Source organism: Glutamicibacter sp. GQ173, from assembly GCF_059759215.1.
The window spans coordinates 76327-97681 of the sequence record NZ_JCAXDT010000004.1 but is presented as its reverse complement, the minus strand read 5'-3'; the positions used below and the strand labels follow the sequence as shown (position 1 = coordinate 97681).

At 61.1% G+C, this 21355-nt stretch carries 18 protein-coding genes and 1 riboswitch; of the genes, 12 read left to right on the top strand and 6 right to left on the bottom strand.

Translation table 11 applies throughout. The features are described from left to right. The first annotated feature begins 54 nt into the window (after positions 1–54). Entirely contained in the window at positions 55–2235 is a 2181-nt protein-coding gene (gene katG, locus AC6CHO_RS08170; RefSeq protein WP_498214550.1) for a catalase/peroxidase HPI, read from the top strand. Positions 2236–2328: 93 nt separating this feature from the next. Here the strand turns inward: katG and AC6CHO_RS08165 are convergent, their stop codons facing one another. Continuing rightward, positions 2329–3666, bottom strand: a complete 1338-nt coding sequence (locus tag AC6CHO_RS08165) for an MFS transporter (RefSeq protein WP_498214549.1) — start codon at positions 3664–3666, stop codon at positions 2329–2331. 179 nt (positions 3667–3845) lie between these two features. On the opposite strand from AC6CHO_RS08165, the gene AC6CHO_RS08160 reads away from it, so the two are divergent. Further along, entirely contained in the window at positions 3846–4703 is an 858-nt protein-coding gene (locus AC6CHO_RS08160; protein WP_498214548.1) for a shikimate dehydrogenase family protein, read from the top strand. On the opposite strand, the gene AC6CHO_RS08155 is transcribed toward AC6CHO_RS08160, so the two are convergent. The 3 genes from AC6CHO_RS08155 to AC6CHO_RS08145 form a co-directional block, all read right to left on the bottom strand. Next, positions 4700–5329 carry a methylated-DNA--[protein]-cysteine S-methyltransferase gene (locus AC6CHO_RS08155; protein ID WP_498214547.1) on the bottom strand — a complete coding sequence of 210 codons (630 nt, stop codon included), beginning with the start codon at positions 5327–5329 and terminating at the stop codon, positions 4700–4702. The two genes, AC6CHO_RS08160 and AC6CHO_RS08155, sit on opposite strands and share 4 nt — an antisense overlap. Then, complete coding sequence (locus AC6CHO_RS08150; protein WP_498214546.1) at positions 5326–5823, bottom strand: RNA polymerase sigma factor; 498 nt, start codon at positions 5821–5823, stop codon at positions 5326–5328. The genes AC6CHO_RS08155 and AC6CHO_RS08150 overlap by 4 nt, the downstream gene beginning before the upstream one ends. A 96-nt stretch (positions 5824–5919) precedes the next feature. After that, positions 5920–6480, bottom strand: a complete 561-nt coding sequence (locus AC6CHO_RS08145) for a histidine phosphatase family protein (RefSeq protein WP_498214544.1) — start codon at positions 6478–6480, stop codon at positions 5920–5922. A gap of 111 nt (positions 6481–6591) precedes the next feature. After that, positions 6592–6686, top strand: a riboswitch (SAM riboswitch). 118 nt (positions 6687–6804) lie between these two features. On the opposite strand from AC6CHO_RS08145, the gene AC6CHO_RS08140 reads away from it, so the two are divergent. Together AC6CHO_RS08140 and AC6CHO_RS08135 are read left to right on the top strand one after the other, a co-directional pair. Beyond that, entirely contained in the window at positions 6805–8178 is a 1374-nt protein-coding gene (locus AC6CHO_RS08140) for an O-acetylhomoserine aminocarboxypropyltransferase/cysteine synthase family protein (RefSeq protein ID WP_498214543.1), read from the top strand. After that, entirely contained in the window at positions 8178–8672 is a 495-nt protein-coding gene (locus tag AC6CHO_RS08135; protein ID WP_444661014.1) for a CoA-binding protein, read from the top strand. Before AC6CHO_RS08140 ends, AC6CHO_RS08135 begins: the two co-directional genes overlap by 1 nt. A 300-nt stretch (positions 8673–8972) precedes the next feature. Here AC6CHO_RS08135 and AC6CHO_RS08130 read toward each other — a convergent pair whose 3' ends face one another. Together AC6CHO_RS08130 and AC6CHO_RS08125 are read right to left on the bottom strand one after the other, a co-directional pair. Continuing rightward, a complete protein-coding gene (locus AC6CHO_RS08130; RefSeq protein ID WP_498214542.1) occupies positions 8973–10202 on the bottom strand; it encodes a metal-dependent hydrolase family protein in 1230 nt (409 codons plus the stop codon). 51 nt (positions 10203–10253) lie between these two features. Then, positions 10254–11570, bottom strand: a complete 1317-nt coding sequence (locus tag AC6CHO_RS08125) for an MFS transporter (RefSeq protein ID WP_498214747.1) — start codon at positions 11568–11570, stop codon at positions 10254–10256. Positions 11571–11720: 150 nt separating this feature from the next. On the opposite strand from AC6CHO_RS08125, the gene AC6CHO_RS08120 reads away from it, so the two are divergent. The 8 genes from AC6CHO_RS08120 (at position 11721) to AC6CHO_RS08085 (ending at position 21346) form a co-directional block, all read left to right on the top strand. Next, positions 11721–12041, top strand: a complete 321-nt coding sequence (locus tag AC6CHO_RS08120; protein WP_498214541.1) for an antibiotic biosynthesis monooxygenase — start codon at positions 11721–11723, stop codon at positions 12039–12041. Positions 12042–12071: 30 nt separating this feature from the next. Beyond that, positions 12072–12905: a MurR/RpiR family transcriptional regulator gene (locus tag AC6CHO_RS08115; protein ID WP_498214540.1), complete on the top strand. Its 834-nt coding sequence runs from the start codon at positions 12072–12074 to the stop codon at positions 12903–12905. A gap of 1199 nt (positions 12906–14104) precedes the next feature. Further along, entirely contained in the window at positions 14105–14881 is a 777-nt protein-coding gene (locus AC6CHO_RS08110) for a DeoR/GlpR family DNA-binding transcription regulator (RefSeq protein WP_498214539.1), read from the top strand. Beyond that, positions 14878–15858: a 1-phosphofructokinase family hexose kinase gene (locus AC6CHO_RS08105; RefSeq protein ID WP_498214538.1), complete on the top strand. Its 981-nt coding sequence runs from the start codon at positions 14878–14880 to the stop codon at positions 15856–15858. The genes AC6CHO_RS08110 and AC6CHO_RS08105 overlap by 4 nt, the downstream gene beginning before the upstream one ends. Continuing rightward, positions 15855–17903 (top strand): PTS fructose transporter subunit IIABC, encoded by a 2049-nt coding sequence (locus AC6CHO_RS08100; protein ID WP_498214536.1) that lies wholly within the window; start codon positions 15855–15857, stop codon positions 17901–17903. Before AC6CHO_RS08105 ends, AC6CHO_RS08100 begins: the two co-directional genes overlap by 4 nt. After that, the gene (gene ptsP, locus AC6CHO_RS08095; RefSeq protein ID WP_498214535.1) at positions 17900–19582 is read left to right on the top strand and encodes a phosphoenolpyruvate--protein phosphotransferase; all 1683 of its coding nucleotides are present in this window, start codon (positions 17900–17902) and stop codon (positions 19580–19582) included. The genes AC6CHO_RS08100 and ptsP overlap by 4 nt, the downstream gene beginning before the upstream one ends. Before the next feature lie 53 nt (positions 19583–19635). Continuing rightward, the gene (locus AC6CHO_RS08090) at positions 19636–19914 is read left to right on the top strand and encodes an HPr family phosphocarrier protein (protein WP_195181632.1); all 279 of its coding nucleotides are present in this window, start codon (positions 19636–19638) and stop codon (positions 19912–19914) included. Between the two features lie 127 nt (positions 19915–20041). Further along, positions 20042–21346, top strand: a complete 1305-nt coding sequence (locus tag AC6CHO_RS08085; protein ID WP_444661042.1) for an MFS transporter — start codon at positions 20042–20044, stop codon at positions 21344–21346. The last annotated feature ends 9 nt before the right edge of the window (positions 21347–21355 follow it).

Genomic DNA, 21355 nt, shown 5'->3' with positions numbered 1-21355 from the left:
CCCGGGCGATGAACATCGAACCACAAACCCCAAAAAATCCGGAAGGAAGAGCATATGTCTGAGACAACAGCAGGTCAGTGCCCGGTTGTAGGCAACACCGGTCGAGTACACCCGACCCAGGGAAACGCCAACACCGAGTGGTGGCCAAATAAGCTGAATCTGAAGATCCTTGCAAAGAATCAGGAGGCTACCAACCCCCTGGATGCAGACTTCGATTACATCAAGGCTTTCGAAGCTCTGGATCTGGCAGCAGTCAAGGCTGATCTCGCCGAGGTCATGACCAAGTCCTACGACTGGTGGCCAGCTGACTTCGGCCACTACGGCCCCTTCCTGATTCGCATGGCGTGGCACTCTGCCGGCACCTACCGCTCGCACGACGGCCGCGGTGGCGGATCTGCAGGCCAGCAGCGCTTCGCTCCGCTGAACTCGTGGCCAGATAACGTGAACCTGGATAAGGCTCGCCGTCTGCTGTGGCCAGTGAAGAAGAAGTACGGCCAGTCCATCTCCTGGGCTGACCTCATGATTCTTGCCGGCAACGTCGCGCTGGAAGACATGGGCTTTGAGACCTTCGGCTTCGCCGGTGGCCGCAAGGACGTCTGGGAACCAGACGAAGACGTTTACTGGGGCCCTGAGAAGGTATGGCTGGAAAGCGAACGCTACACCGGCGCCCGCAACCTGGACGCACCACTGGCAGCTGTCCAGATGGGTCTGATCTACGTCAACCCAGAAGGCCCAGACGGCGTTGCCGACCCGCTGGCTTCCGCAGCGGATATCCGTGAAACCTTCCGCCGCATGGGCATGGACGACGAAGAAACCGTCGCCCTGATTGCCGGTGGCCACACCTTCGGCAAGACCCACGGTGCCAGCGCCGAATCGCACAAGAGCGGCGACCCGGAAGCTTCCCCGCTGGAAATGCAGGGTCTGGGCTGGAAGTCCGACTTCGGTACCGGCAACGGCGATGACACCATCGGCTCCGGTCTGGAAGTTACCTGGACCTACCACCCAACCCGCTGGGACAACGAGTTCTTCCACATCCTCTTCGCTTACGAGTGGGAACTGTTCCACTCCCCTGCCGGCGCCCAGCAGTGGCGTCCAAAGGACAACGGCGGAGCCGACATGGTTCCAATGGCCCACAACTCCTCGGTTCGCCGCGAGCCACGCATGCTCACCAGCGACCTGGCCCTGCGTTTCGATCCTTCCTACGAGAAGATCTCCCGCGACTTCAAGGACAACCAGGACAAGTTTGCCGACGCCTTCGCTCGCGCTTGGTTCAAGCTGACCCACCGCGACATGGGCCCGAAGTCCCGCTACTTCGGTCCAGAGGTTCCAGCAGAAGATCTGCTGTGGCAGGATCCACTGCCAGCTGCCCCAGAAACCACCCTGGGCGCTGCAGAAGTTTCGGCGCTCAAGGAACTAATCAAGGAATCCGGCCTGAGCGTACAGCAGCTGGTTTCCACCGCTTGGAAGGCAGCGGCGACCTTCCGCTCCTCGGACAGCCGAGGCGGCGCCAACGGCGGTCGCATCCGTCTGGAACCACAGGTTTCCTGGACCGTGAACCAGCCAGAGCAGCTCAAGCCAGTCATCGCGAAGCTGGAAGAGATCGTTGATGCTTTCAACGCCACTTCCGCTATCAAGACCTCCTTCGCCGACGTTGTGGTTTTGGCCGGCAACGTAGGTGTCGAGCTGGCAGCTTTGGCCGGCGGCCAGCAGATCGAGGTTCCTTTCACCCCGGGTCGTGTTGACGCTACCCAGGAGCAGACGGACGTTGAGCAGTTCGCATGGCTGGAGCCTGTTGCTGACGGTTTCCGCAACTACGACTCGGGCTTCTTGAATCTGCCTTCCGAGTACCTGCTGCTGGACCGCGCCAACCTGCTGGGCCTGACCGCACCTGAAACCACCGTACTGGTGGGCGGCCTGCGCGTACTGGGCAACAACTGGGATGGCTCGAACACTGGCGTGTTCACCGAGACCCCAGGCGCACTGACCAACGACTTCTTCGCCAACCTGCTGGAACTGGGCCTCGAATGGACTCCGGATGCAGAGGAGAAGACCTACGCAACCACTGACGGCCGCTGGGTCGGCAGCCGCGTAGACCTGGTCTTCGGCTCGAACTCCGAGCTGCGCGCGCTGGCCGAGGTTTACGCTTCGGACGATGCCAAGCAGAAGTTCGTCAAGGACTTCGCTGCTGCATGGGCCAAGCTCATGGATGCCGACCGCTTCGAGCTGCGCAAGTAGGCAGCCCTCCGCGTAAAACGGTGGCCGCTACCTCCCGAATGAATCGGGAGGTGGCGGCCACCGTCGTTTTTGGGATCTATCGTTGCCCTGGGTCTAGGGAACCGGGTTGCCCAGTTCTCGCAGATCCGTCTTGCTGGTTTCACGGGCCCACACGGCGCCAATCACAGCAAGGATCGAAGAAGCTGCCACGATCCATGCCGCAGGACCCCAATTAGCAGTCGTACCACCCACGAGAGCCGTACCAAGCATCGGGGTGAACCCGGCGCAGAGAATTCCGATCTGCAAGCCGATGGCCATTCCCGAATAGCGCACCTTCACGTTGAACAGCTCGGAGAACCACGCTGGGTACACCGAATTCGAGGCAGCGTACGTTCCGGCCGTAATCAGCATGCTTGAAACAAAAATCATCGCCAGGTTTCCCGTGGAAATCGTCAAGAAGTACACGAAGATCATGATGCCGGATCCCGTGACGCCAGCGATAAAGACCTTCTTGCGTCCGAAGATGTCAGATAGCCGCGCGAAGAAGGGCTGGCTGGCAATGGCAATGATGTTGCCGGCGATACTCACCCACAACATGGTTGACGCGGAGACACCTACAGATACGGCATACGCCAATCCGAAGGACTGCATGAAGGTATTGGTGACCACCTGGAAAGACATCAGCGCGACTTGGAAGAATTGCGCCGGGTGGGTGGTGATCATCTTGGTGAATGGCAGCTTGAGAGTTGCGTCCGCCTCCTGCTTCTCCTCGAAGACTTCAGGTTCGTCCAAGGAGCGGCGCACCAGGTAGGCGGCGACGAGAACCAGCAGCGAGAGCCAGAATGGAATTCGCCAGCCCCATGCCAACCGCGCTGATTCTTCCATCGCCGCGACCGGGAGGAACGCAAGCGAGGCCAGGACGATGCCGAAGGAAATCCCGCTCATTGCAAAGCTCGCGAAGAATCCCCGGCGCCCTTCAGGCGCTTCCTCGGTAGATAGGGCCGAGGCGCCAGCAGTTTCCGCGCCCGCGGACAAGCCCTGCATCAGGCGCAGGATCACCAGAAGAGCCGGCGCCCAGTATCCGGCGGTCGAGAAATCAGGCAATACGCCGATCAGGAACGTCGCCGACCCCATCAGCACCAGGGTCATGACCAGGGTTGCCTTGCGTCCCAGCTTGTCACCGAGATGCCCGAAGAAGACCGCGCCGAAGGGCCTGGCAATATAAGCGACACCGAACGTCGCGAACGAGGCGAGCAGGGCGATGGTCACGTCCCCGGAAGGGAAGAAGATCTTGGAAAAGATCAGCGAGGCCGCCGTCGCGTAGATGAAGAAGTCATAGTATTCCAGCGCACCGCCGAGGAATCCCGCGAGCGCCGCCTTCTTGGCGCGCTTGAGCTTGCGCCGCTGCTCCTCGTCGAGGCTGGCGCCCGGATGGCTGATGGTCTTGCTCATGGGATGTCCTTCCACAGCAGCAGGGATGCTTTCCGTCCTGCACTAATGCTAGTTGTACGTTATACGCACAAACGTGCGATATGCGACAATAGTTAAAGTACAGCAAGGTGAGGCGAGTCACAAGAGATGTGACGGTTTCCGGAATCCACGCTGGGCAAGCTCGCCTCGAAAGGACAACAATGAGCCACTCCATCAACGCAACACAGCTGTTCATCATTGGTTCCCATGCTTCGCAGACCATGTCGCCGAATCTCTGGAATCCTGTGTTCGAGGCGCTGGACAATCACTGGAGCTACGAGCCGCGGGACGTTCCCGCGCACAGCCCAATGCAGGAAATCCGCAACAGCCTGCTCTCAACGCGAGTCATAGGCGCCAACGTGACCATGCCTCATAAGCAGTGGGCAGCAGGTATCGCCGACGAACGCTCAGAACAGGTTAGCCTCAGTGGAGCAGCTAATCTATTGATCCGCCAGGGCGGAAAACTCCATGCCTACAACACCGACCTGATTGCGGTGGCAACCAAACTGGCCACCAGAATGCACGATCACGTTGTATTCCTCGGCGCCGGTGGCGCGGCTCGTGCAGCTTTGGTTGCGCTCAAAGAACACATCGGCACCGTCACCATCGCGGACCGTGATCCAGAAGCAGCCAATCAGCTGCTCTCGCTGGCCACCCGCATGGGGGTCAGGGGCAAGGGCGTGGATTGGTCCCGGGCAGCGCAGGCCACAGCGCAAGCTTCCCTCGTCATTAATGCCACGCCTATCGGCAAGCATGCCGAAGACGGGGCTGCTTGGGGCACCGCGCAGCTGGCTCCTGGTACCCATATCTATGATTTCGTGTACAGCGCGCACACGACCGGAACCATCAAGGCCGCCATCGAACAAGGCCTGGAATATTCCGACGGTTGGGAGCATTTGCTGCTTCAAGCCGAAGCCATGGTCCCGCTGCTTGGCTTGCCTGAACAGAGCAAGACCCAACTCCAGCAATCGCTTCAGCGCATCCGCGCATCCGCGACAATAACTGAGCGAAAAGCCTAGAAGAGGGTGTTCGGCGGGCCACCGAAGCGGGGATTCTCCAGCGTCAAAAGTTCCGTCTTTGCTTCAAGCCCACCGAGATAGCCGCCCAGCGAACCATCGGTGCGCAGCACCCGGTGGCAGGGCAAGACAATGGGAATCGGATTGGTCGCGCAGGCCGATCCTACGGCGCGCACGGCTTTGGGATTGCCAATGCGTTCCGCCATCTGCGAGTAGCTCCACGTCTGCCCGTAGCCAATCATGCCCAGTTCCAGCTGCACTCGGCGGCGGAAGTCGGTGGAAAGCTTCAGGTCCAGAGGCACATCGAAGTTGTGCCGGGTTCCGGCAAAGTACTCATCGAGTTGCCGGGCCACAGAATCTAAACGCGCTGGGTCCTTGAGAATGCGCGGGCTGAGCTTCTGGGCGAGCACCTGGAGAATCTTCTCATGGTCCTCTGTTTCAAAAGCTACCCGCACCAGGCCGGCTGGGGTGCTGGCCAGCAGCAAAGACCCTACCGGGCTATCAACTACGCGGTAGGAAATATCGACAAGATCCACGGCCTGCGCCTTGGCCCGCAGATCGATTCCCAGCTGATCCAGAACTTGGGCCTCTTCTCCGGTTGCTGAAGAGTTGGTCGGTGCATTAGTCATGATTTCTCCTGCCACAATGTGTCATCGCCGAGCAATCGGCGAAGATTCTTGAGCCCGTCGCTGCCCGCTCGCCGCGCGGCGGCTTCAGTCCCGGACACCATTTGGGCAATCTGGGCATAGTTCAGGCCGCCCAGATATCTGTAGCCGACCACCAGCCGCTGCTTCTCGGGGAGCCTGCCTACTTCCTGCCAGAGCTGCAGATTTTCCAACTGCAATGCCGGTTGCGGCTCGCCATCAATCTGGTCCCACTGTTGATGGTCGAGAAGGACCTCCGGCTTGTTCTTGCGCAGCTCATCGATGGCCTTGTTCCGTGCAATGCGGACCAGCCAGGCCAGGACGTTGGCGTCCTCGGCAAGCTGCGGATAGGCCTTGAGCGCTGAAAGGAAAGTTTCGGACCAGGCATCCTGGGCGCGATGCTCATCGAGCAGGGCGCGACAAACGCGAAGCACGTTCAGCCCGTAATCCTGGACTATCCGCTCAAACGGCACTTGCATGGCTCTCCTGAAGGTCGGCACCTTTACGGGCTTTCACCATGTAAACGCATCGCGGAGCAAAAATGTGAGGTGGCGATAGGAAAAACTTTTGAGCCCCTAGCAGCTGACCAGATCCAGCCCCTCGGCCAGTTCGCGCAGGCGTTGGATGTCAATCTCGATGACCTCGCCATTGTCTACGCCGCGCGGCAGCTTGGTTCCGGCCAGCGCATCACGAATGGCGCGCATGGTGGCTCCATGGCTGACCACGGCCACCTTCCTGCCCGCATGCTCAATCGACAGGTCGATCAACGCAGGAATCGCCCTGCGCAAAATCTCGTCGATTGGTTCCAATTGATCCTGGAGAGAGGCCGATTCCTCATCGCTCACCTGCGCCATGATCCGGCCTTCGAGCGGTCCGAAACCGCGTTCAATCAGTTCCGGGACGCTCCGGCCGGTCTCGGCCTCCAGTTCCCGCGCAATCAGCGCGGCCGTTTCCTGGGCGCGGCCCAGCGGGGATGCCAGCACCAGGGAGAACCCCTGGCCTTGAAGTTCGCGCCCTACACCGCGGGCTTGTTCACGTCCGGTGTCGTTCAGCGGAATGTCGGTGCGCCCCTGAAGGCGGCCTGCCAGATTCCAATCGGTCAGCCCGTGTCTGATCAATACCAGCGCAGTATCCATGACTCAAGCGTACCGGCGAGCGCGGTGATCGAAGAATCTCCGGCATTACGTCCAATACGCAACGTTAAGACTCATAGTTAGGTCATGAACGGTCATGTTGCGAAGATTGTTACACCATCCCGAGCGGCTGAGAGATCTGGTTCGTTGACGCCGCAGCAACCTGCCACATCCGGTGGTTACGGTGCTACCGCCAGAAACGATGCAGCCGCCTGTCTTGCTTAACCACAGCAAGTTGCGACATTGATTCCGGGATTCCTGCCTCGATCGCACCACCGCCTGGCGGTGAAGCGCGAAAACCCCATCGACAAGGAGTCGTAAGCCATCATGGCAGATCACAAGTTTGGATTCCGCACCCGCGCATTGCACGCCGGTGGCACCCCGGATGCCGAGCACGGCGCCCGCGCAGTGCCCATCTATCAGAGCACCTCATTTGTCTTCAAGGACGCCGACGACGCTGCCAACCTCTTCGCGCTGCAGAAGTACGGCAATATCTACTCGCGCATCGGCAACCCGACCGTTGCGGCTTTCGAAGAGCGCATGGCCTCCCTGGAGGGCGGCATCGGCGCTGTAGCCACCGGCTCCGGCATGGCCGCCGAGTTCGTGACCTTCGCCGCCCTGGCCCAGGCTGGGGACCACATTGTGGCCTCCTCGAAGCTCTACGGAGGAACCATCACCCAGCTTGATGTTTCACTGCGCCGCTTCGGCATCAACACCACCTTCGTCGACTCCAATGACCCAGCTGACTTCGAAGCGGCCATTAAAGAGAACACCAAAGCGGTGTACACCGAAGTGGTGGCTAACCCCTCGGGAGACATTGCCGACCTGAAGGGCCTGTCCGAGGTGGCGCACCGCCACCTGATCCCGCTGGTGGTCGACTCCACGCTCACTCCCCCGTATATCCTGCGTCCCATCGAGCACGGAGCGGATATCGTCATCCACTCGGCAACCAAGTTCATCGGCGGCCACGGCACGACCCTCGGAGGCGTAGTGGTCGAGTCCGGGAAGTTCGACTGGGGCAACGGCAAGTTCCCCGCGATGACCGAACCGGTGGCCAGCTACGGCAACGTTTCCTGGTGGGCCAACTTCGGCGAATACGGCTTCCTCACCAAGCTGCGCAGCGAGCAGCTGCGCGACTTCGGCCCGGCCCTGCCGGCCCAGTCGGCGTTCCAGCTCTTGCAGGGCCTGGAAACCCTGCCCCAGCGCATGGACAACCATCTGGCCAATGCCAAGCAGGTCGCTGCCTGGCTGGAGGCAGATCCACGGGTCACCTACGTGAACTACGCCGGCCTGGAATCCCACCCGCAGCATGCCCATGCCAAGGAACTTCTGCCCATGGGCGTCGGTTCAGTGTTCAGCTTTGGCGTGAAGGGCGGGCGCGAAGCCGGCTCCAAGTTCATCGAAGCCCTGCAGCTGGCCAGCCACTTGGCCAATATCGGCGATGCCCGCACCCTGGTGCTGCACCCTGCTTCCACCACCCACCAGCAGCTCAGCGCAGGCCAGCTGATCGCCGCTGGCGTACCCGAAGATCTGATCCGGCTGTCGGTAGGCCTGGAAGATGTCGAAGACATCCTCTGGGATCTGGACCAGGCGTTGGCCGCCTCCCAGGAAACGGCCTCTGGCTCTGCCAATGATTTTGCGGAACCCGCCTATGATGGCGCGGCGTGCGCCATTCCTGCAGCACCGAAGGGAGCCAACTAATGAGCACCACCGACCGCACCTGGGAAGGCCCGGGAGCCGCGCAACGGCTGAACATCCTGCGCGAAACCAAGTCCATCGCCATCGTGGGAGCCTCCAACAAGCCATCGCGGGCCAGCTACTTCGTAGCGACCTACCTGCTGTCCTCATCCAAGTACAAGGTGTACTTCATCAACCCGGTGCTCGATGAGATCCTGGGCCAGCCGGTGTACAAATCCCTCGCTGATCTGCCGGAGACACCGGATCTCGTGGAGGTCTTCCGCAAGCACGATGACCTGCCATCCGTGTTGGATGAGGCATTGGCCGTGGGCGCGAAGACCCTCTGGCTGCAGCTGGGATCCTGGCATGAGGACGTGGCCCGCCGTGCAGAGGCTGCGGGCATGAACGTCGTGATGGACCGTTGCGTGAAGATCGAGCACGCCCGATTCCACGGCGGCCTGCGCCTGGCCGGATTCAACACCGGCGTGATTTCCTCTAAGCGCCAGGTGCTCGCCTAGGAAGTCCTGGACTACGAAAAACGAGTGCATGCAACGCGACGTTGCATGCACTCGTTTTCACCTGAACGATGGGACACGGCTGGCCCGTTAAAGGATGCTGATTTTCAGCGCCGAGCACTCCGGGGCAAGAGCGTGCCCTGCGCCTATTCATGGTCGATGCAATTGACCCAGGCAGAGCCTGTGCGACTTCCTATTAGCACCCAAGGCGCGGATCATCGATGCGAACGTTATACACGGATTGGGAAACCACAACTAGCGCCTCCACTGATGCCTTTTATCTACTCGGGCGCCGATCTGGAATCACCTGGAAGCCACCATCAGCCTTCCGCCCTTGATGACAGCCCGAAGAAATTGATCGGGTTGAGTGAGAACGGAGATGTCCTCAACGGGATCTCCGTCAACGATGATGAGATCGGCGTAGGCGCCATTCTGAAGCGTCCCAATTTCATCTTTCATCCCAAGGAGCTTCGCGGCATTCGAAGTTGCTGCACGGATGACATCAATCGCTGGCTGGACTCTCGCACGGATTGTGAACTCGTCAAGCTGGCGTGCTTGAAGGCTGCCTAACAGGTCGCTGCCGTAAACGATATTTACCCCTGCTTCGTGGGCCTTTCGCAATGCGTCCATGGCAGCAACCCTGACTTCGTCGAGTTTATTCAGAGAACCTGCTGACAGCCCGGACGCCGAGCCCGCTTCATACATCGCTTCATAGGTGATGATGGTGGGAACCAAAAAGGCATCATTTTCCACCAGGAGTCGAATCGACTCATCATCGATCAAGTTTCCATGCTCCACGCATTTCACACCTGCCTTGAGGGCTTGGTTCACCGAGCGTGGATGGTAGGCGTGCACCGTGACGTACCGATTATGGTTCTCTGCTTCCACAACGGCCGCGCGGATCTCTTCGAAGGTGTACTGCACTGCAGAAATTTCATCCGACGGTGAAGCCACTCCCCCGGACACCACGAGTTTCAAGTGGTTCGCACCTTTACGGAATTCGTCACGAGCTGCCCGTTGCACCTCGTCTATACCGTCCGCAATACGTCCGAAATCGGGCTTGATCTGGCAACAAGGTTGCGCAGTATCTGATAGCAAGCGGAAATCTCCGTGCCCTCCCGTTTGGGAAAGGGCCTTTCCACCGAAGACGAGTCGAGGACCGGAAACCAGCTCTTCCTCGATGGCTCTGGCCATGCCGTAATCTGCCCCGCCGACATCGCGGACAGTTGTGAATCCTCGATGAAGCATGTCTGTTGCCGACTTGAGCGCACGAACAGTCAGATAGCCTGGGGTCCAGTTATTCCGGTCCGCAGCATCCGTGGAAGTGACAATGATGTGCACGTGCGCGTCGACCAAGCCTGGCATGACGGTTGCACCCTTGGCATCAATGATTTTGATGTCTTTGGAAACAGGGCCTGGCTGGCCGCTTCCCATTTCGGCGATGCGTCCGTTTCGGATGTCGATCCATGCCGAAGAGTTCCTTTCACCAGTTTCGGGTTCAAGGGTACACGCATTGATGATTCGCAAATCCATAATGAGTCTTTCCTGGGTTGATTCATGAGGGCCAAATATTTTATCGAAAGGTTAGACGTTTTCGACATTCTCATCGAGTCGACGCCCTGAGGTCCGCTGGCCGAAGATCACTACGATGATCACCGCAGCCGCCAGGGCAGCGACAAGCACCAAGAAGACATTGGTGAAACCGATGCTGGCGTAGAGATACCCGATGGTTACCGGGGCAGCGATTGCGCCGATCCGCCCGATGGCAGAAGCAGTCCCCATGCCGGTTGCCCGCACTGCTGTTGGGTAGAGCTCGGAAGTATAAGCGTAATAGACGGCCGCCACACCGTTGGTGAAGGCAGCAAGGAAGCAGCAGCCGATGAGAAGCATGAGGTTGGAACCGGCAAAGGCAATCGCGATTGCAGACAGGGTCGCTCCAACGGCATAAATGGCAATCAACCATTTGCGTTCCATCTTGTCGATAAGGATGCTGGCGAAATAGTATCCCGGGATCTGGGCCACCGCAGTTGCCAAGGCAAAGAGGAAGGATGAAGTCAGGGAGAATCCCTTTGCAGCAACCAGCAAGGCGGGAAGCCACGCCGTGAATCCATAGTTGACTCCAGTCAAAATGAACCAGAGAAGCCAGATGACAGAGGTGGTCCGCACCAGCGGACGAGACCATAGGGCTCCTAGCTGCTGGAATGCATTTCTTCGAGTCTGAGGTGCCACGCCGGCGGAAGCCGCAGGTTCACCGCTCACGCCGGTCGGCTGGGAAACTGACGGATTGCCGGTTGCACCGTTTTCCCGCTCGAATTTCTCAACGACTTCACGTGCCTCGTCTACCCGCCCCTGCGACAGCAGATAACGCGGAGACTCCGGAAGGGAACGTCGCCACCACAGCAGGAGCACTACTGGCAAAGCAGTAATTACAGCTACGATCCTCCAGCCGGTTTCAGGGTTGGGCGAAATGACAATGGGTGCAATCGCGCCGGCCAGAATATACCCAAAAGACAAGAATCCAACAGTCCGGGCCACGAATTTTCCGCGGACCCTCGATGGCAGGAATTCAGAAATGTACGGGGCGATAATTGCCGTTTCGGCGCCGATGCCTATTCCGGCTAGTGCCCGCCAGATGAATAGCTCTGGCACCGACTGGGCAGTACCCATCAGGAAACTACAGGCGCAAAAGACAAGCAGCGAGGTCATCATCAACTTTCGCCGGCCAAATCGATCTGCGAGGACTCCGGCTGCAAGCGCACCGACAAGATAGCCGAAGAAAATCGACGACAGGAGCCAACCGGATACCGAAGACGGAATCTGCCAGATAACAATGAGAGCTGAAAGTGCCGCTCCCATCAGCGCACCATCGAATGAATCGAAGGTATAACCTAAGCCGCCCATAAGCATGAGCTTGCGATGGGGTTTGCCTGGACTCAGGTTATCGAGCCTAACGAGCAGGTCTTCTTGTTGAGCTCCTGAAATATCCTCTGCTGTTGCCACAACTGTGGTCCTTTCTAGATCGATGCCGTGATGCAACATTAGTTGCATCAAATGGTGATGTGCAACACTTTGATCATGGATATTTTTTCTATATTGACCCTCATCGCCTCCGAAGCGAAGCGGGACGAGCTGATTGACTACTATGTTCGCAACGAAGTCCTCGAGCTTTCCGGTGCCAAGTCGAGCCAATTGTGCACTTCGCGCGAGAATCCCCGAATATTGAAGGTAATAGCTCGCTGGAACAACGAGGAGGAGTACCTGGCTTGGCAAAACACGCCAATCAGGGCAACATTCTCAGCCGGGATCGCCGAGATTGCCGGAGCAGAGGCAACTGCAAAAAGTGAAATTATTCGATTGCGATGGGAAGCTTAAGTCGCACATTTGTCGTCAGAGGAGAATAATTTGAGCATCGAGGCCATGCTTCGCGAAAAATCCTACTCGATGACCCTTGGGCACCAAGCCGAACGAGTCGTCAAAGTGCTCATCCAGATGCCGCAGTTTGCCTCATATGCATCGGCCCGCGAAGTGGCCGAGCGAGCTGGCGCGAATGTTTCAACGGTGGTGAGAACTGCACAGCAGCTGGGTTTCGAGGGATGGACTGATCTCAGAAGCGAACTGCGCTCGCTTTATCTCACATCCCTTGTCGAGCCAGACGGCAATGAAATCAATGCGGCGGAATTGCCAAGCGCAATGCTCAAGCAGGATGCCGTCAATCTTTCGGCGTTGACGACAGCTGAGAACGCCAATGCCATCCATCGCATCGCGAGGACCATGCTCTCAGCACGGAGAACCGTGATTCTAGCGACCGGTTCCGGCGCTGGACCAGCACAGATCCTCTACTACCTGTCCTCAATCTATGGGCTTGATATACGCCTGGCAACTGGACCTCCGACGACCCAGGCGGTCGATGTCTCGCAGCTAGATGAACGAGACTGCCTGATCGTCCTCAATGTCTGGCGCCTGACACGAGCATTGCGCCAATTAGCCTCACTAGGCCAATCCAATGGCGCAACAGTAGCGGTTTTCACTGACCTGCGCTCTTCTCCACTCTGCGAATCGGCTGATCACGTAGTAGTTACCCCCATGGAAAGCATCGGAGCCACCCCCTCGCTCACGGCATTGGTGGCGGCCATCCAGGCCTTGCTTAGCGAACTGGAAAAAGCGGCTCCTCAAGCAACCGTCCGGGCCATTGAACGCTCTTGGGAAACCCTGGGCCTCATGGACGACCAAGTCTAGCGACCTAAGTTATCCAGTTTGGCTTTGATGCTCGGCCACCCTTGTTCCAGTGAAGATGAAGCAATGCATTCGACGCATGACAGCTTCTCCGCATGTGCACGATATCGCGCCGGTTACCCAAGGAGCAGATATCCTGCCTGCCCAAGGCAGCAGCAAGCCAGAACTCGCTGCTGAGATTTATGCACTGGCCAGCCCCATGGATGGTCGGCTTGATCCAGCAATTGGCTCCCCGGGGGCCAATTCACGAACTGCCTGCTGCGCATCCGCGAGTTCGCTGAACGGTAGGAACCATGGCAAGCATCAGCGGAAGCATTCGGTCCCAACGTCGATTGCGCTATTATCGGTCGTGCCAAATATTCAAAAGTCACTTTATTTGACAGCAGGGAGCCCGCGGCACGCCGGACGCCCCTGGGCCTCTCTATTCTTCTGGCCAATGGGCAGGACAACTCATTGCGAGCGCCCCTCTTCTGCTGCGGCAGCAGCCCTCCTGTTGCCAAGCGACACCGCCGCTTGCAAAGTTCCCACCGCCTCATATGGCTGCTGCGATCCAGCTCGAGTGCATTTCCGGGATCTCGAGTGATTCGTGCGTGGTCCCGGAGATGCCAATTGCCCCTCTTGAAGCTCTCAGGAATCCTCGACGACCGAATGCCTGCTTGACAAGCTGGCGTTATCCCCCGGCGGCCAAAGTGGCCAGCCGGCGATTCCTGCTCGGCGAAACCGAGGCAGTGGTAGACAAAATGGCATCCCGCCCAGCCCCGCGGGTCTCGAACCATGCTCCAGCTTGCGTGGCCGGGCAAAGAATCACACGTTGCCTCTTGCCGCATGCAATAGGAGCACGAAGCCTTGGACCGGACTGCGCCGGTTCAGTTCTCCTTCCTAGCACCTGCTGTCATACCGCAAAAACGGCTAGCACCTTCCGTCCGGCGCAGTGGAACAACGAGGACCATCTTCAGCTGCCCCTGCACCGCTATAAGCACTGGCGCAGCTGTCAAAGTGGGAGCACGTCCACTTCGGAAACCCAGTGAACAGGGTCGCAGTCACCAGCGTTCATCTGGCCTAGCATCTAGCGAATTCACCCAAACCAAAATAAAGCCAAAAATTCCTCGGGTCTTCACTTGACGTTCCCACACAATCGGGCATAAAGTCATGGAAACACAGATTCATGTGGTGCAGGTCATGAGGGATTGCGGAGGCACACTATGTTCGCCGAAGAACGACACCGGCTGATCGTCGAGCAGCTTGAGACCGACGGAAAAGTTTCCGTCGCGCAGCTGTCCGAACGCTTCGAGATCACCCGGGAAACGGTCCGCCGCGACCTGGCCCAGCTCGAATCGGAAAACTTCTTGCGCCGCGTCCACGGCGGAGCGGTCACCACCACCGAGGCAAGCACCCGCGAGGAAAGCCACCTGGTGCGCACCGCCATCCACTCCGATGCCAAGTCCCGCATCGCCCAGCGCGCCTTGAGCCTGCTGCCGGTCTCGGACGCCTCGGTCATCATCGACGCCGGCACCACCACCGAATTCCTCGCCGAGCGCATGCTGCGCACCAACGCCAGCGCCGGCTTGGTCGTCATCACCCACGCCCTGCCCATTGCTTCAGTCCTGGTACAGAGCCAGGCCGTCATCCTGGAGCTCATCGGCGGACGCGTACGGGGCCTGACCGGGGCCACCTCCGGGGCGCAAACGGTCGAGGAATACTCGCGGCACCGCGCAGACATCGCCTTCATCGGCACCAACGGGCTGCACGCAGGCTTTGGCCTGAGCACCCCGGATCCGCTGGAAGCCGCCGTGAAGCGCGCGCTGGTTAACAGCGCACGCCGCGTGGTGCTGCTGGCCGACAGCTCCAAGTTCGACCAGGAAACCCTGGTCTGCTTTGCCCGCCTGGAATCGATTGACACCCTGGTGACCGACAAGCAGCCCGGCGAGGAACTCGCCGCTGCCCTGGAAGCCGCAGATGTAGAGGTTGTGATCGCGTGATTGTCACCCTGACCGTCAACCCGGCCCTGGACAAGACCATTGAACTGGGCGAACCGCTCTCGCACGGCGCGGTGCAGCGCGCCACCGCCAGCCACGTGCAGGCAGCGGGCAAGGGAGTGAATGTCTCGCGCGCCATCGCCGCGGCCGGCGTGCCGACCCTGGCAGTGCTGCCCGGTGCGAGCACCGATCCGCTGATCACCGCGCTGTCCAGCGACAAGCTGGCCCACCGCACCCTGTCGATCACCGAGCCGCTGCGCACCAATATCACCCTGACCGATCCCGATGGCACCACCACCAAGATCAACGAGCCCGGTCCGGCCCTGACTGCGCAGCAGCTGGCAGAGCTCGGCGACCTGGTGGCCGACGCGGCCGCCAGCGCCGACTGGCTGGTGCTGGCCGGTTCGCTGCCGCCGTCAGTCCCCGTCGACTTCTACGCCCAACTCACCGCGCAACTGCGCACAACACTGGGCGGGAAGTGCCCGAAGATCGCGGTGGACACTTCCGGAGCGCCTTTGATCGAGCTCTTCGCCCACGGCGCGCTGCACATCCCCGATCTGATCAAGCCCAATGCCGAAGAGCTGGCTGAGCTGGTCGGAGGCTGCGACGAAGCGGCGCTGGAAGGCTCGATAGAACTGGCCGCCGACTGCGCCAAGAAGCTGCTGGAGACGGGCATCGGCGCGGTCCTGGCCACTCTGGGAGCCCAGGGCGCGCTGCTGGTCACCGAGCAGGGTGTCTGGCACGGATCGCACACCCCGATCACCCCGCGCAGCACGGTAGGGGCCGGCGATTCCTCGCTGGCTGGCTACCTGCTGGCAGATGTTGCAGGGGCCAGCGCCCCTGAACGGCTGAAAAACGCCGTCGCCTATGGGGCTGCCGCCACGCAGCTGCCGGGCTCCACCATCCCTACAGAATCCGATCTCACCGTTGACGCCGTCACCGTCGACGAACTTACTTCAACGCAAGGAACCGAGTCATGAGTGAACTAATCACCGCAGAGCTCGTGCTGCTCGATGCCGATCTGGGCAACAGCACGGGCGAGGTCATCGAAAAGCTGGCGTCACTGGTTGCCGAACAGGGCCGTGCCACCGATGCCGGCGCCCTGGCCGCCGACGGCAAGGCCCGCGAAGCCAAGACCGCCACCGGCGTTCCCGGCGGCATTGCCATTCCGCATTGCCGTTCGGCAGCGGTGACCGTGCCCACCTTGGCCATGGCCCGCCTGAACCCGAAGGTGGACTTCGGCGCCAAGGACGGCGAGGCCGACCTGGTCTTCTTCATCGCCGCCCCGGATGGCGCCGACCAGGCCCACCTGAAGCTGCTTTCCAAGCTCGCCCGCGCGCTGGTGAAGAAGTCCTTCACCGCCTCCTTGCGTGCCGCGCAGAGTGAAGCGCAGATCGTGGAGCTGGTCCGCGAGGTCGTTTCCGACGCCCCTGCCGCAGCCCCTGCCCCTGCCGCCGCTGCTCCGGCCCCGGCCGCTGAGGCAGCCGACGGCGCTGCCAAGAAGAAGTCGATCGTTGCGGTCACCGCCTGCCCTACCGGCATCGCCCACACCTACATGGCTGCCGACTCGCTGGCCCAGACCGCGCAGGAAATGGGAGTGGAGTTCGCCGTGGAAACCCAGGGCTCCTCGGGTTCCACCCCGCTGGACCCAGCGGTGATCGAGGCCGCCGACGCTGTGATCTTCGCGGTGGATGTGGACGTGCGCGACCGCGGCCGCTTCGCCGGCAAGCCGGTCATTCAGGTTCCGGTCAAGCGCGGCATCGATGAGCCGGAAAAGCTGATCAACGACGCCATCGCCGCCTCCGAGGATCCGCAGGCCCGCCGTGTTCCCGCCGGGACCACCGCAACGGCCGAGGAGAAGAACGGCTCCGAGTCCTTCGGCGCGGGCCTCAAGCGCGCCCTGCTCACCGGTGTCTCCTACATGATTCCGTTTGTCGCCGGTGGAGGCCTGCTGATCGCGCTGGGCTTCTTGCTCGGCGGCTACTCGATCACTGATGTGGCCGATGACGTGCTGGGATCCAACACCCTGTTCAACCTGCCCGGTGCCGACGTCATGTCGCAGCTTGAGACCCCATTCGGTCCGCTGGGCGCCTACCTCGGCGCGGTGGCGTTCAAGATCGGTGGCCTGTCCATGGGCTTCCTGGTTCCGGCGCTGGGCGGCTATATCGCCTACGCCTACGCCGACCGCCCGGGCATCGCGCCGGGCTTCACCGCAGGCGCGGTGGCCGGCTTCATGGGAGCCGGGTTCATCGGCGGCATCGTCGGCGGTCTGATCGCCGGCCTGGCCTGCCGCTGGATCAACTCGTGGAATGTTCCACGCTGGATGCGCGGGCTGATGCCCGTGGTCATCGTGCCGCTGCTGGGCTCGATCATCGCCTCGGGCTTGATGTTTCTGTTCCTCGGCGGTCCGATCGCCAAGCTGACCGAAGCCTTGAACAACTGGCTTTCGGGCATGTCCGGCACCGCCGCAGCCGTGCTCGGCCTGGTGCTCGGCCTGATGATGGCCGTCGACCTCGGCGGACCGGTGAACAAGGTGGCGTACTCCTTCGCCGTGGCCGGATTGGGTACCGCATCGCTGGCCGATAACCCTGCCCCGATGATGATCATGGCTGCCGTCATGGCCGCCGGCATGGTTCCGCCGCTGGCGATGGCCCTGGCCACCACCATCAGCGCCAAGCTGTTCACCGAGGCAGAACGCGAAAACGGCAAGGCCGCCTGGCTGCTGGGCGCGGCGTTCATTTCCGAAGGCGCCATCCCCTTCGCGGCTGCCGATCCGCTGCGCGTGATCCCGGCTTCGATGGTCGGTGCCGGTGTCACCGGCTCGCTGATCATGAGCTTCAACGTGGTCAGCCAGGCCCCGCACGGCGGCATCTTCGTCTTCTTCGCCATGAACAACACCTGGCCGCTGTTCCTGCTGGCCACCTTGATTGGTACCGTTGTCTCAGCAGCAGTGGTTATCGTTCTGAAGAAGTATGTACGCAAGGCTCCTGTCGGAGCCGCTGAACCGGCAAAGGTCGCAGCATGAGCAAGCAGTTCACCGGAGTAGGCGTCAGCGCCGGACGCGTCATCGGACACGTGCGCCGCATGCCTGAGCCAATCCTCGCCCCGGCAGATGGCGCGCCGCTGCCGCAGGGCGTGAGCCCCGAAGAGGAAACCCAGCGCCTGGCCGAGGCCTCCAAAGCCGTCGCCACCGGGCTCAAGGAGCGCGCCGCGCTCGCAACCGGAGATGCGCAGGCCGTGCTGAAGGCCACCGCATTGATGGCCAGCGACCGCAGCCTGATCAAGTCGGCGACCAAGCTGGTTGCCGGTGGCACCTGCGCCGAGTCGGCCATCTGGGAAGCGGCCGATGCGGTAGCGACCCAGCTGACCGCGCTGGGCGGCTACATGGCCGAACGCGCCGGGGACGTGCTGGACGTGCGCGCCCGCATCGTGGCAGAGCTGCGCGGCGTCCCGGCTCCGGGCATCCCGGATTCGGACCAGCCGTTCATCCTGGCCGCCGTGGATCTTGCCCCGGCGGACACTGCGACCCTGGATCCGGCCAAGGTGCTGGCCCTGGTCACCTCAGATGGCGGGCCGCAGTCGCATACCGCGATCATCGCCCGCTCGCTGGGCCTGCCGGCCATTGTTGCCGCACCGGACACCACTGAGCTGGCCGACGGGGACTATGTTTTTGTTGATGGCATCGACGGCCTGGTGATCACCGACCCCGGCGCTGCCGAAGAGCACCTGGCGGCGACCTACGCCAACCGCGAAGTCCTTCCGGACTTCACCGGCACCGGCGAGCTTTCCGATGGCTATCGCGTGCCGCTGCTGTCCAATGTGGGCAGCGGCGAGGACGCGCAGCTGGCCGCCGCCGCCGGCGCCGAGGGCGTGGGCCTGCTGCGCACCGAATTCTGCTTCCTGGGCAAGGAAAAGGAACCGACCCATGAAGAGCAGGTTTCCGCATACGGCGCTGTTTTTGCGGCCTTCGGCGGCAAGAAAGTGGTGGTTCGCACCCTGGATGCCGGCGCCGATAAGCCGCTGCCATTCCTGACCGATTCCAGCGAGCCAAACCCTGCGCTGGGTGTGCGCGGCTACCGCACCGACCTGTCCAGCCCCGGCGTGCTGGAACGCCAGCTCAAGGCCATCGCCCAGGCTGCGGATGAGCATGAAGCGGATGTCTGGGTGATGGCGCCGATGATCTCCACCCCGGCCGAAGCGGAAGATTTCGCAAAGATGGCCCGGGCCGCTGGCCTGGCCACCGCCGGAACCATGATCGAGGTCCCATCGGCAGCTGTACTGGCCGGCCAGATCCTGCAGCGCTGTGATTTCGTGTCCATTGGCACCAACGACTTGACCCAGTACACCATGGCTGCGGATCGGCAGTTGGGCACCTTGGCCGAGCTCAATGATCCATGGCAGCCTGCTGTGCTGCACATGGTGGCTGCCACCACCGCCGGTGCGCAAAGCGCGGGCGGCAAGCCGGTGGGCGTGTGCGGCGAAGCCGCTGCCGACCCGGCCCTGGCCGTGGTGCTGGTGGGCTTGGGTGTCACCACCTTGTCCATGAACAAGCGCGCACTGGCTCCGGTCTCGGCGGTATTGCGCACCGTGGACTTCGCCAAGGCACAGCGCCTGGCCAAGGTGGCCCTGGATGCGCCGTCGGCCGAACTGGCCCGCAGCGCCGTGCGCGCTGAGCTGAGCGAATTGGACCGCTTCGGCTTGTAGGCCACTAGAATTTATCGTCAACCACTGTTCACAAGATCCCCAAGGAGCCCATCATGGCAGAACGTAAAGCAATCATCGGTAGCCGCGTCGGCCTGCACGCCCGCCCGGCAGCTATCTTCGCCGAAGCCGCAGCAGAACTTCCGGTAGAGGTCACCATCGCGCTGGAAGGCGAACCAGCAGAAGACGCAATGGACGCATCAAGCATCCTGTCGCTGATGGGACTGGGCGCCGAGCACGGCACCACCGTGGTGCTGCGTGCCGAAGGCGACGGCGCAGATGCAGCGCTGGACCAGCTGGTCACCATCTTGGAGACCGACCACGACGCTGAGTAGTTTTCAGCTTGGAAAACAGGGAGCGGGCCAGCTGGCTTGCTCCCTGTTTTTGTACCGAAAAATACTGATTGACAAAATTCAATCACTAGGCGGATGATGATACTTACGCACTAACGTAGGAGTTTGAATGAGCGCGCTCAAGACCTCCGCGCTGCGCCTCGTCAAGCCTTTCGCGGTCCGCGATTATGCCCTGCTGGCTAGCGCTCTTGTCCTGTCTACTTTCGCCGCGGGCATGTGGACCGTGGCCATGGTCTACCAGGTGCGCCGCTTGGGCGGCGGGCCGGTGGAACTTTCAATGGTGGCCACGGCCAATGCCGTGGGCCTGCTGTGTTTTGTACTCTTGGGCGGGATCATGGCCGACCGGCATTCCTGCCGGCGCATCGTGGTGCTGGTAGAGACCTTTTCCTTTGTGCTGATGAGCATCACCGCGGTGCTGGCCATTAGCGGGGTACTGGAACTGTGGCACCTCATGGTGGCAGGATTTCTCATCGGTTCAGGATCAGCATTTTTCTACCCTGCATACTCCGCCCTACTGCCCAAGATGTTGCCACCCGAGCAGCTCTTGGCCGCCAATGGCCTGGAAGGAACCGTGCGCCCCGTGGTCCACACTGCCTTGGGCCCGATGACCGCCGGATTCGTGGTGGCAGCCTTGTCCCCAGCGCACGCCATCATTGGCGTGGCACTGGTTCACCTGCTCGCCTTGCTGATGCTGCGCACGATCCCCAGCCGGGACGCCTATAACGCGACGGGTCCGGCGGACGGCCAGCCGCAGCCGGGCATCCTCCGGCAGCTGCGCGAGGGCGTCGGCTATACGGTGCGCACCCGGTGGCTGTTGTGGACCTTGCTGTTTTCGGTCGTTTCCGTGTTCACCTTCATTGGACCTTTTGAAGTTCTGCTGCCCTTTATCGTCAGCGATAATCTGCACGGGGACGCCAAGCTCTTCAGCTTCGCCCTGGCTTTCTTCGGCCTCGGATCAGCACTCGGCTCGCTGCTGATCGCCTCCGCTAAATTCCCGCGCCGGTACCTGAGCCTGATGACAGCCTGCTGGTGTCTGGGAACATTGCCGCTGGCATTGGTGGGCTATGCCGAAGAAGCGTGGATGCTCTTTGCCATCCTCCTGGCATTCGGCATCACCGACGCTGTGGGCATGGTCATTTGGGGAACGCTGTTGCAACGCCGAGTGCCCCGCCACCTGCTGGGCAGGATCTCCAGCTTGGACTTTTTCGTTTCGCTGGCGCTGATGCCGCTATCCATGGCAGCGGCTGGGCCACTGACCCAAGTCCTGAGCTTGCAGGCGATTTTCATCATCGCAGGTCTGGCTTCACCGGTGTTTGGCGTCATTGCGTGGTGGGCTGGAAAATTTGCACGCGACGAAGTGGAGAACCCGCTGATTGATGAGCCAGTGGCCGTGGCAGAGGGTGAGATTCGGTAGTTTCCGGAT

What these genes read in the sequence shown, in the direction of transcription:
- katG (WP_498214550.1), top strand. Translation starts at nt 55, where the DNA reads ATGTCTGAGACAACAGCAGGTCAGTGCCCGGTTGTAGGCAACACCGGT.
- AC6CHO_RS08165 (WP_498214549.1), bottom strand. Translation starts at nt 3,666, where the DNA reads ATGAGCAAGACCATCAGCCATCCGGGCGCCAGCCTCGACGAGGAGCAG.
- AC6CHO_RS08160 (WP_498214548.1), top strand. Translation starts at nt 3,846, where the DNA reads ATGAGCCACTCCATCAACGCAACACAGCTGTTCATCATTGGTTCCCAT.
- AC6CHO_RS08155 (WP_498214547.1), bottom strand. Translation starts at nt 5,329, where the DNA reads ATGACTAATGCACCGACCAACTCTTCAGCAACCGGAGAAGAGGCCCAA.
- AC6CHO_RS08150 (WP_498214546.1), bottom strand. Translation starts at nt 5,823, where the DNA reads ATGCAAGTGCCGTTTGAGCGGATAGTCCAGGATTACGGGCTGAACGTG.
- AC6CHO_RS08145 (WP_498214544.1), bottom strand. Translation starts at nt 6,480, where the DNA reads ATGGATACTGCGCTGGTATTGATCAGACACGGGCTGACCGATTGGAAT.
- AC6CHO_RS08140 (WP_498214543.1), top strand. Translation starts at nt 6,805, where the DNA reads ATGGCAGATCACAAGTTTGGATTCCGCACCCGCGCATTGCACGCCGGT.
- AC6CHO_RS08135 (WP_444661014.1), top strand. Translation starts at nt 8,178, where the DNA reads ATGAGCACCACCGACCGCACCTGGGAAGGCCCGGGAGCCGCGCAACGG.
- AC6CHO_RS08130 (WP_498214542.1), bottom strand. Translation starts at nt 10,202, where the DNA reads ATGGATTTGCGAATCATCAATGCGTGTACCCTTGAACCCGAAACTGGT.
- AC6CHO_RS08125 (WP_498214747.1), bottom strand. Translation starts at nt 11,570, where the DNA reads ATGGGCGGCTTAGGTTATACCTTCGATTCATTCGATGGTGCGCTGATG.
- AC6CHO_RS08120 (WP_498214541.1), top strand. Translation starts at nt 11,721, where the DNA reads ATGGTGATGTGCAACACTTTGATCATGGATATTTTTTCTATATTGACC.
- AC6CHO_RS08110 (WP_498214539.1), top strand. Translation starts at nt 14,105, where the DNA reads ATGTTCGCCGAAGAACGACACCGGCTGATCGTCGAGCAGCTTGAGACC.
- AC6CHO_RS08100 (WP_498214536.1), top strand. Translation starts at nt 15,855, where the DNA reads ATGAGTGAACTAATCACCGCAGAGCTCGTGCTGCTCGATGCCGATCTG.
- ptsP (WP_498214535.1), top strand. Translation starts at nt 17,900, where the DNA reads ATGAGCAAGCAGTTCACCGGAGTAGGCGTCAGCGCCGGACGCGTCATC.
- AC6CHO_RS08090 (WP_195181632.1), top strand. Translation starts at nt 19,636, where the DNA reads ATGGCAGAACGTAAAGCAATCATCGGTAGCCGCGTCGGCCTGCACGCC.
- AC6CHO_RS08085 (WP_444661042.1), top strand. Translation starts at nt 20,042, where the DNA reads ATGAGCGCGCTCAAGACCTCCGCGCTGCGCCTCGTCAAGCCTTTCGCG.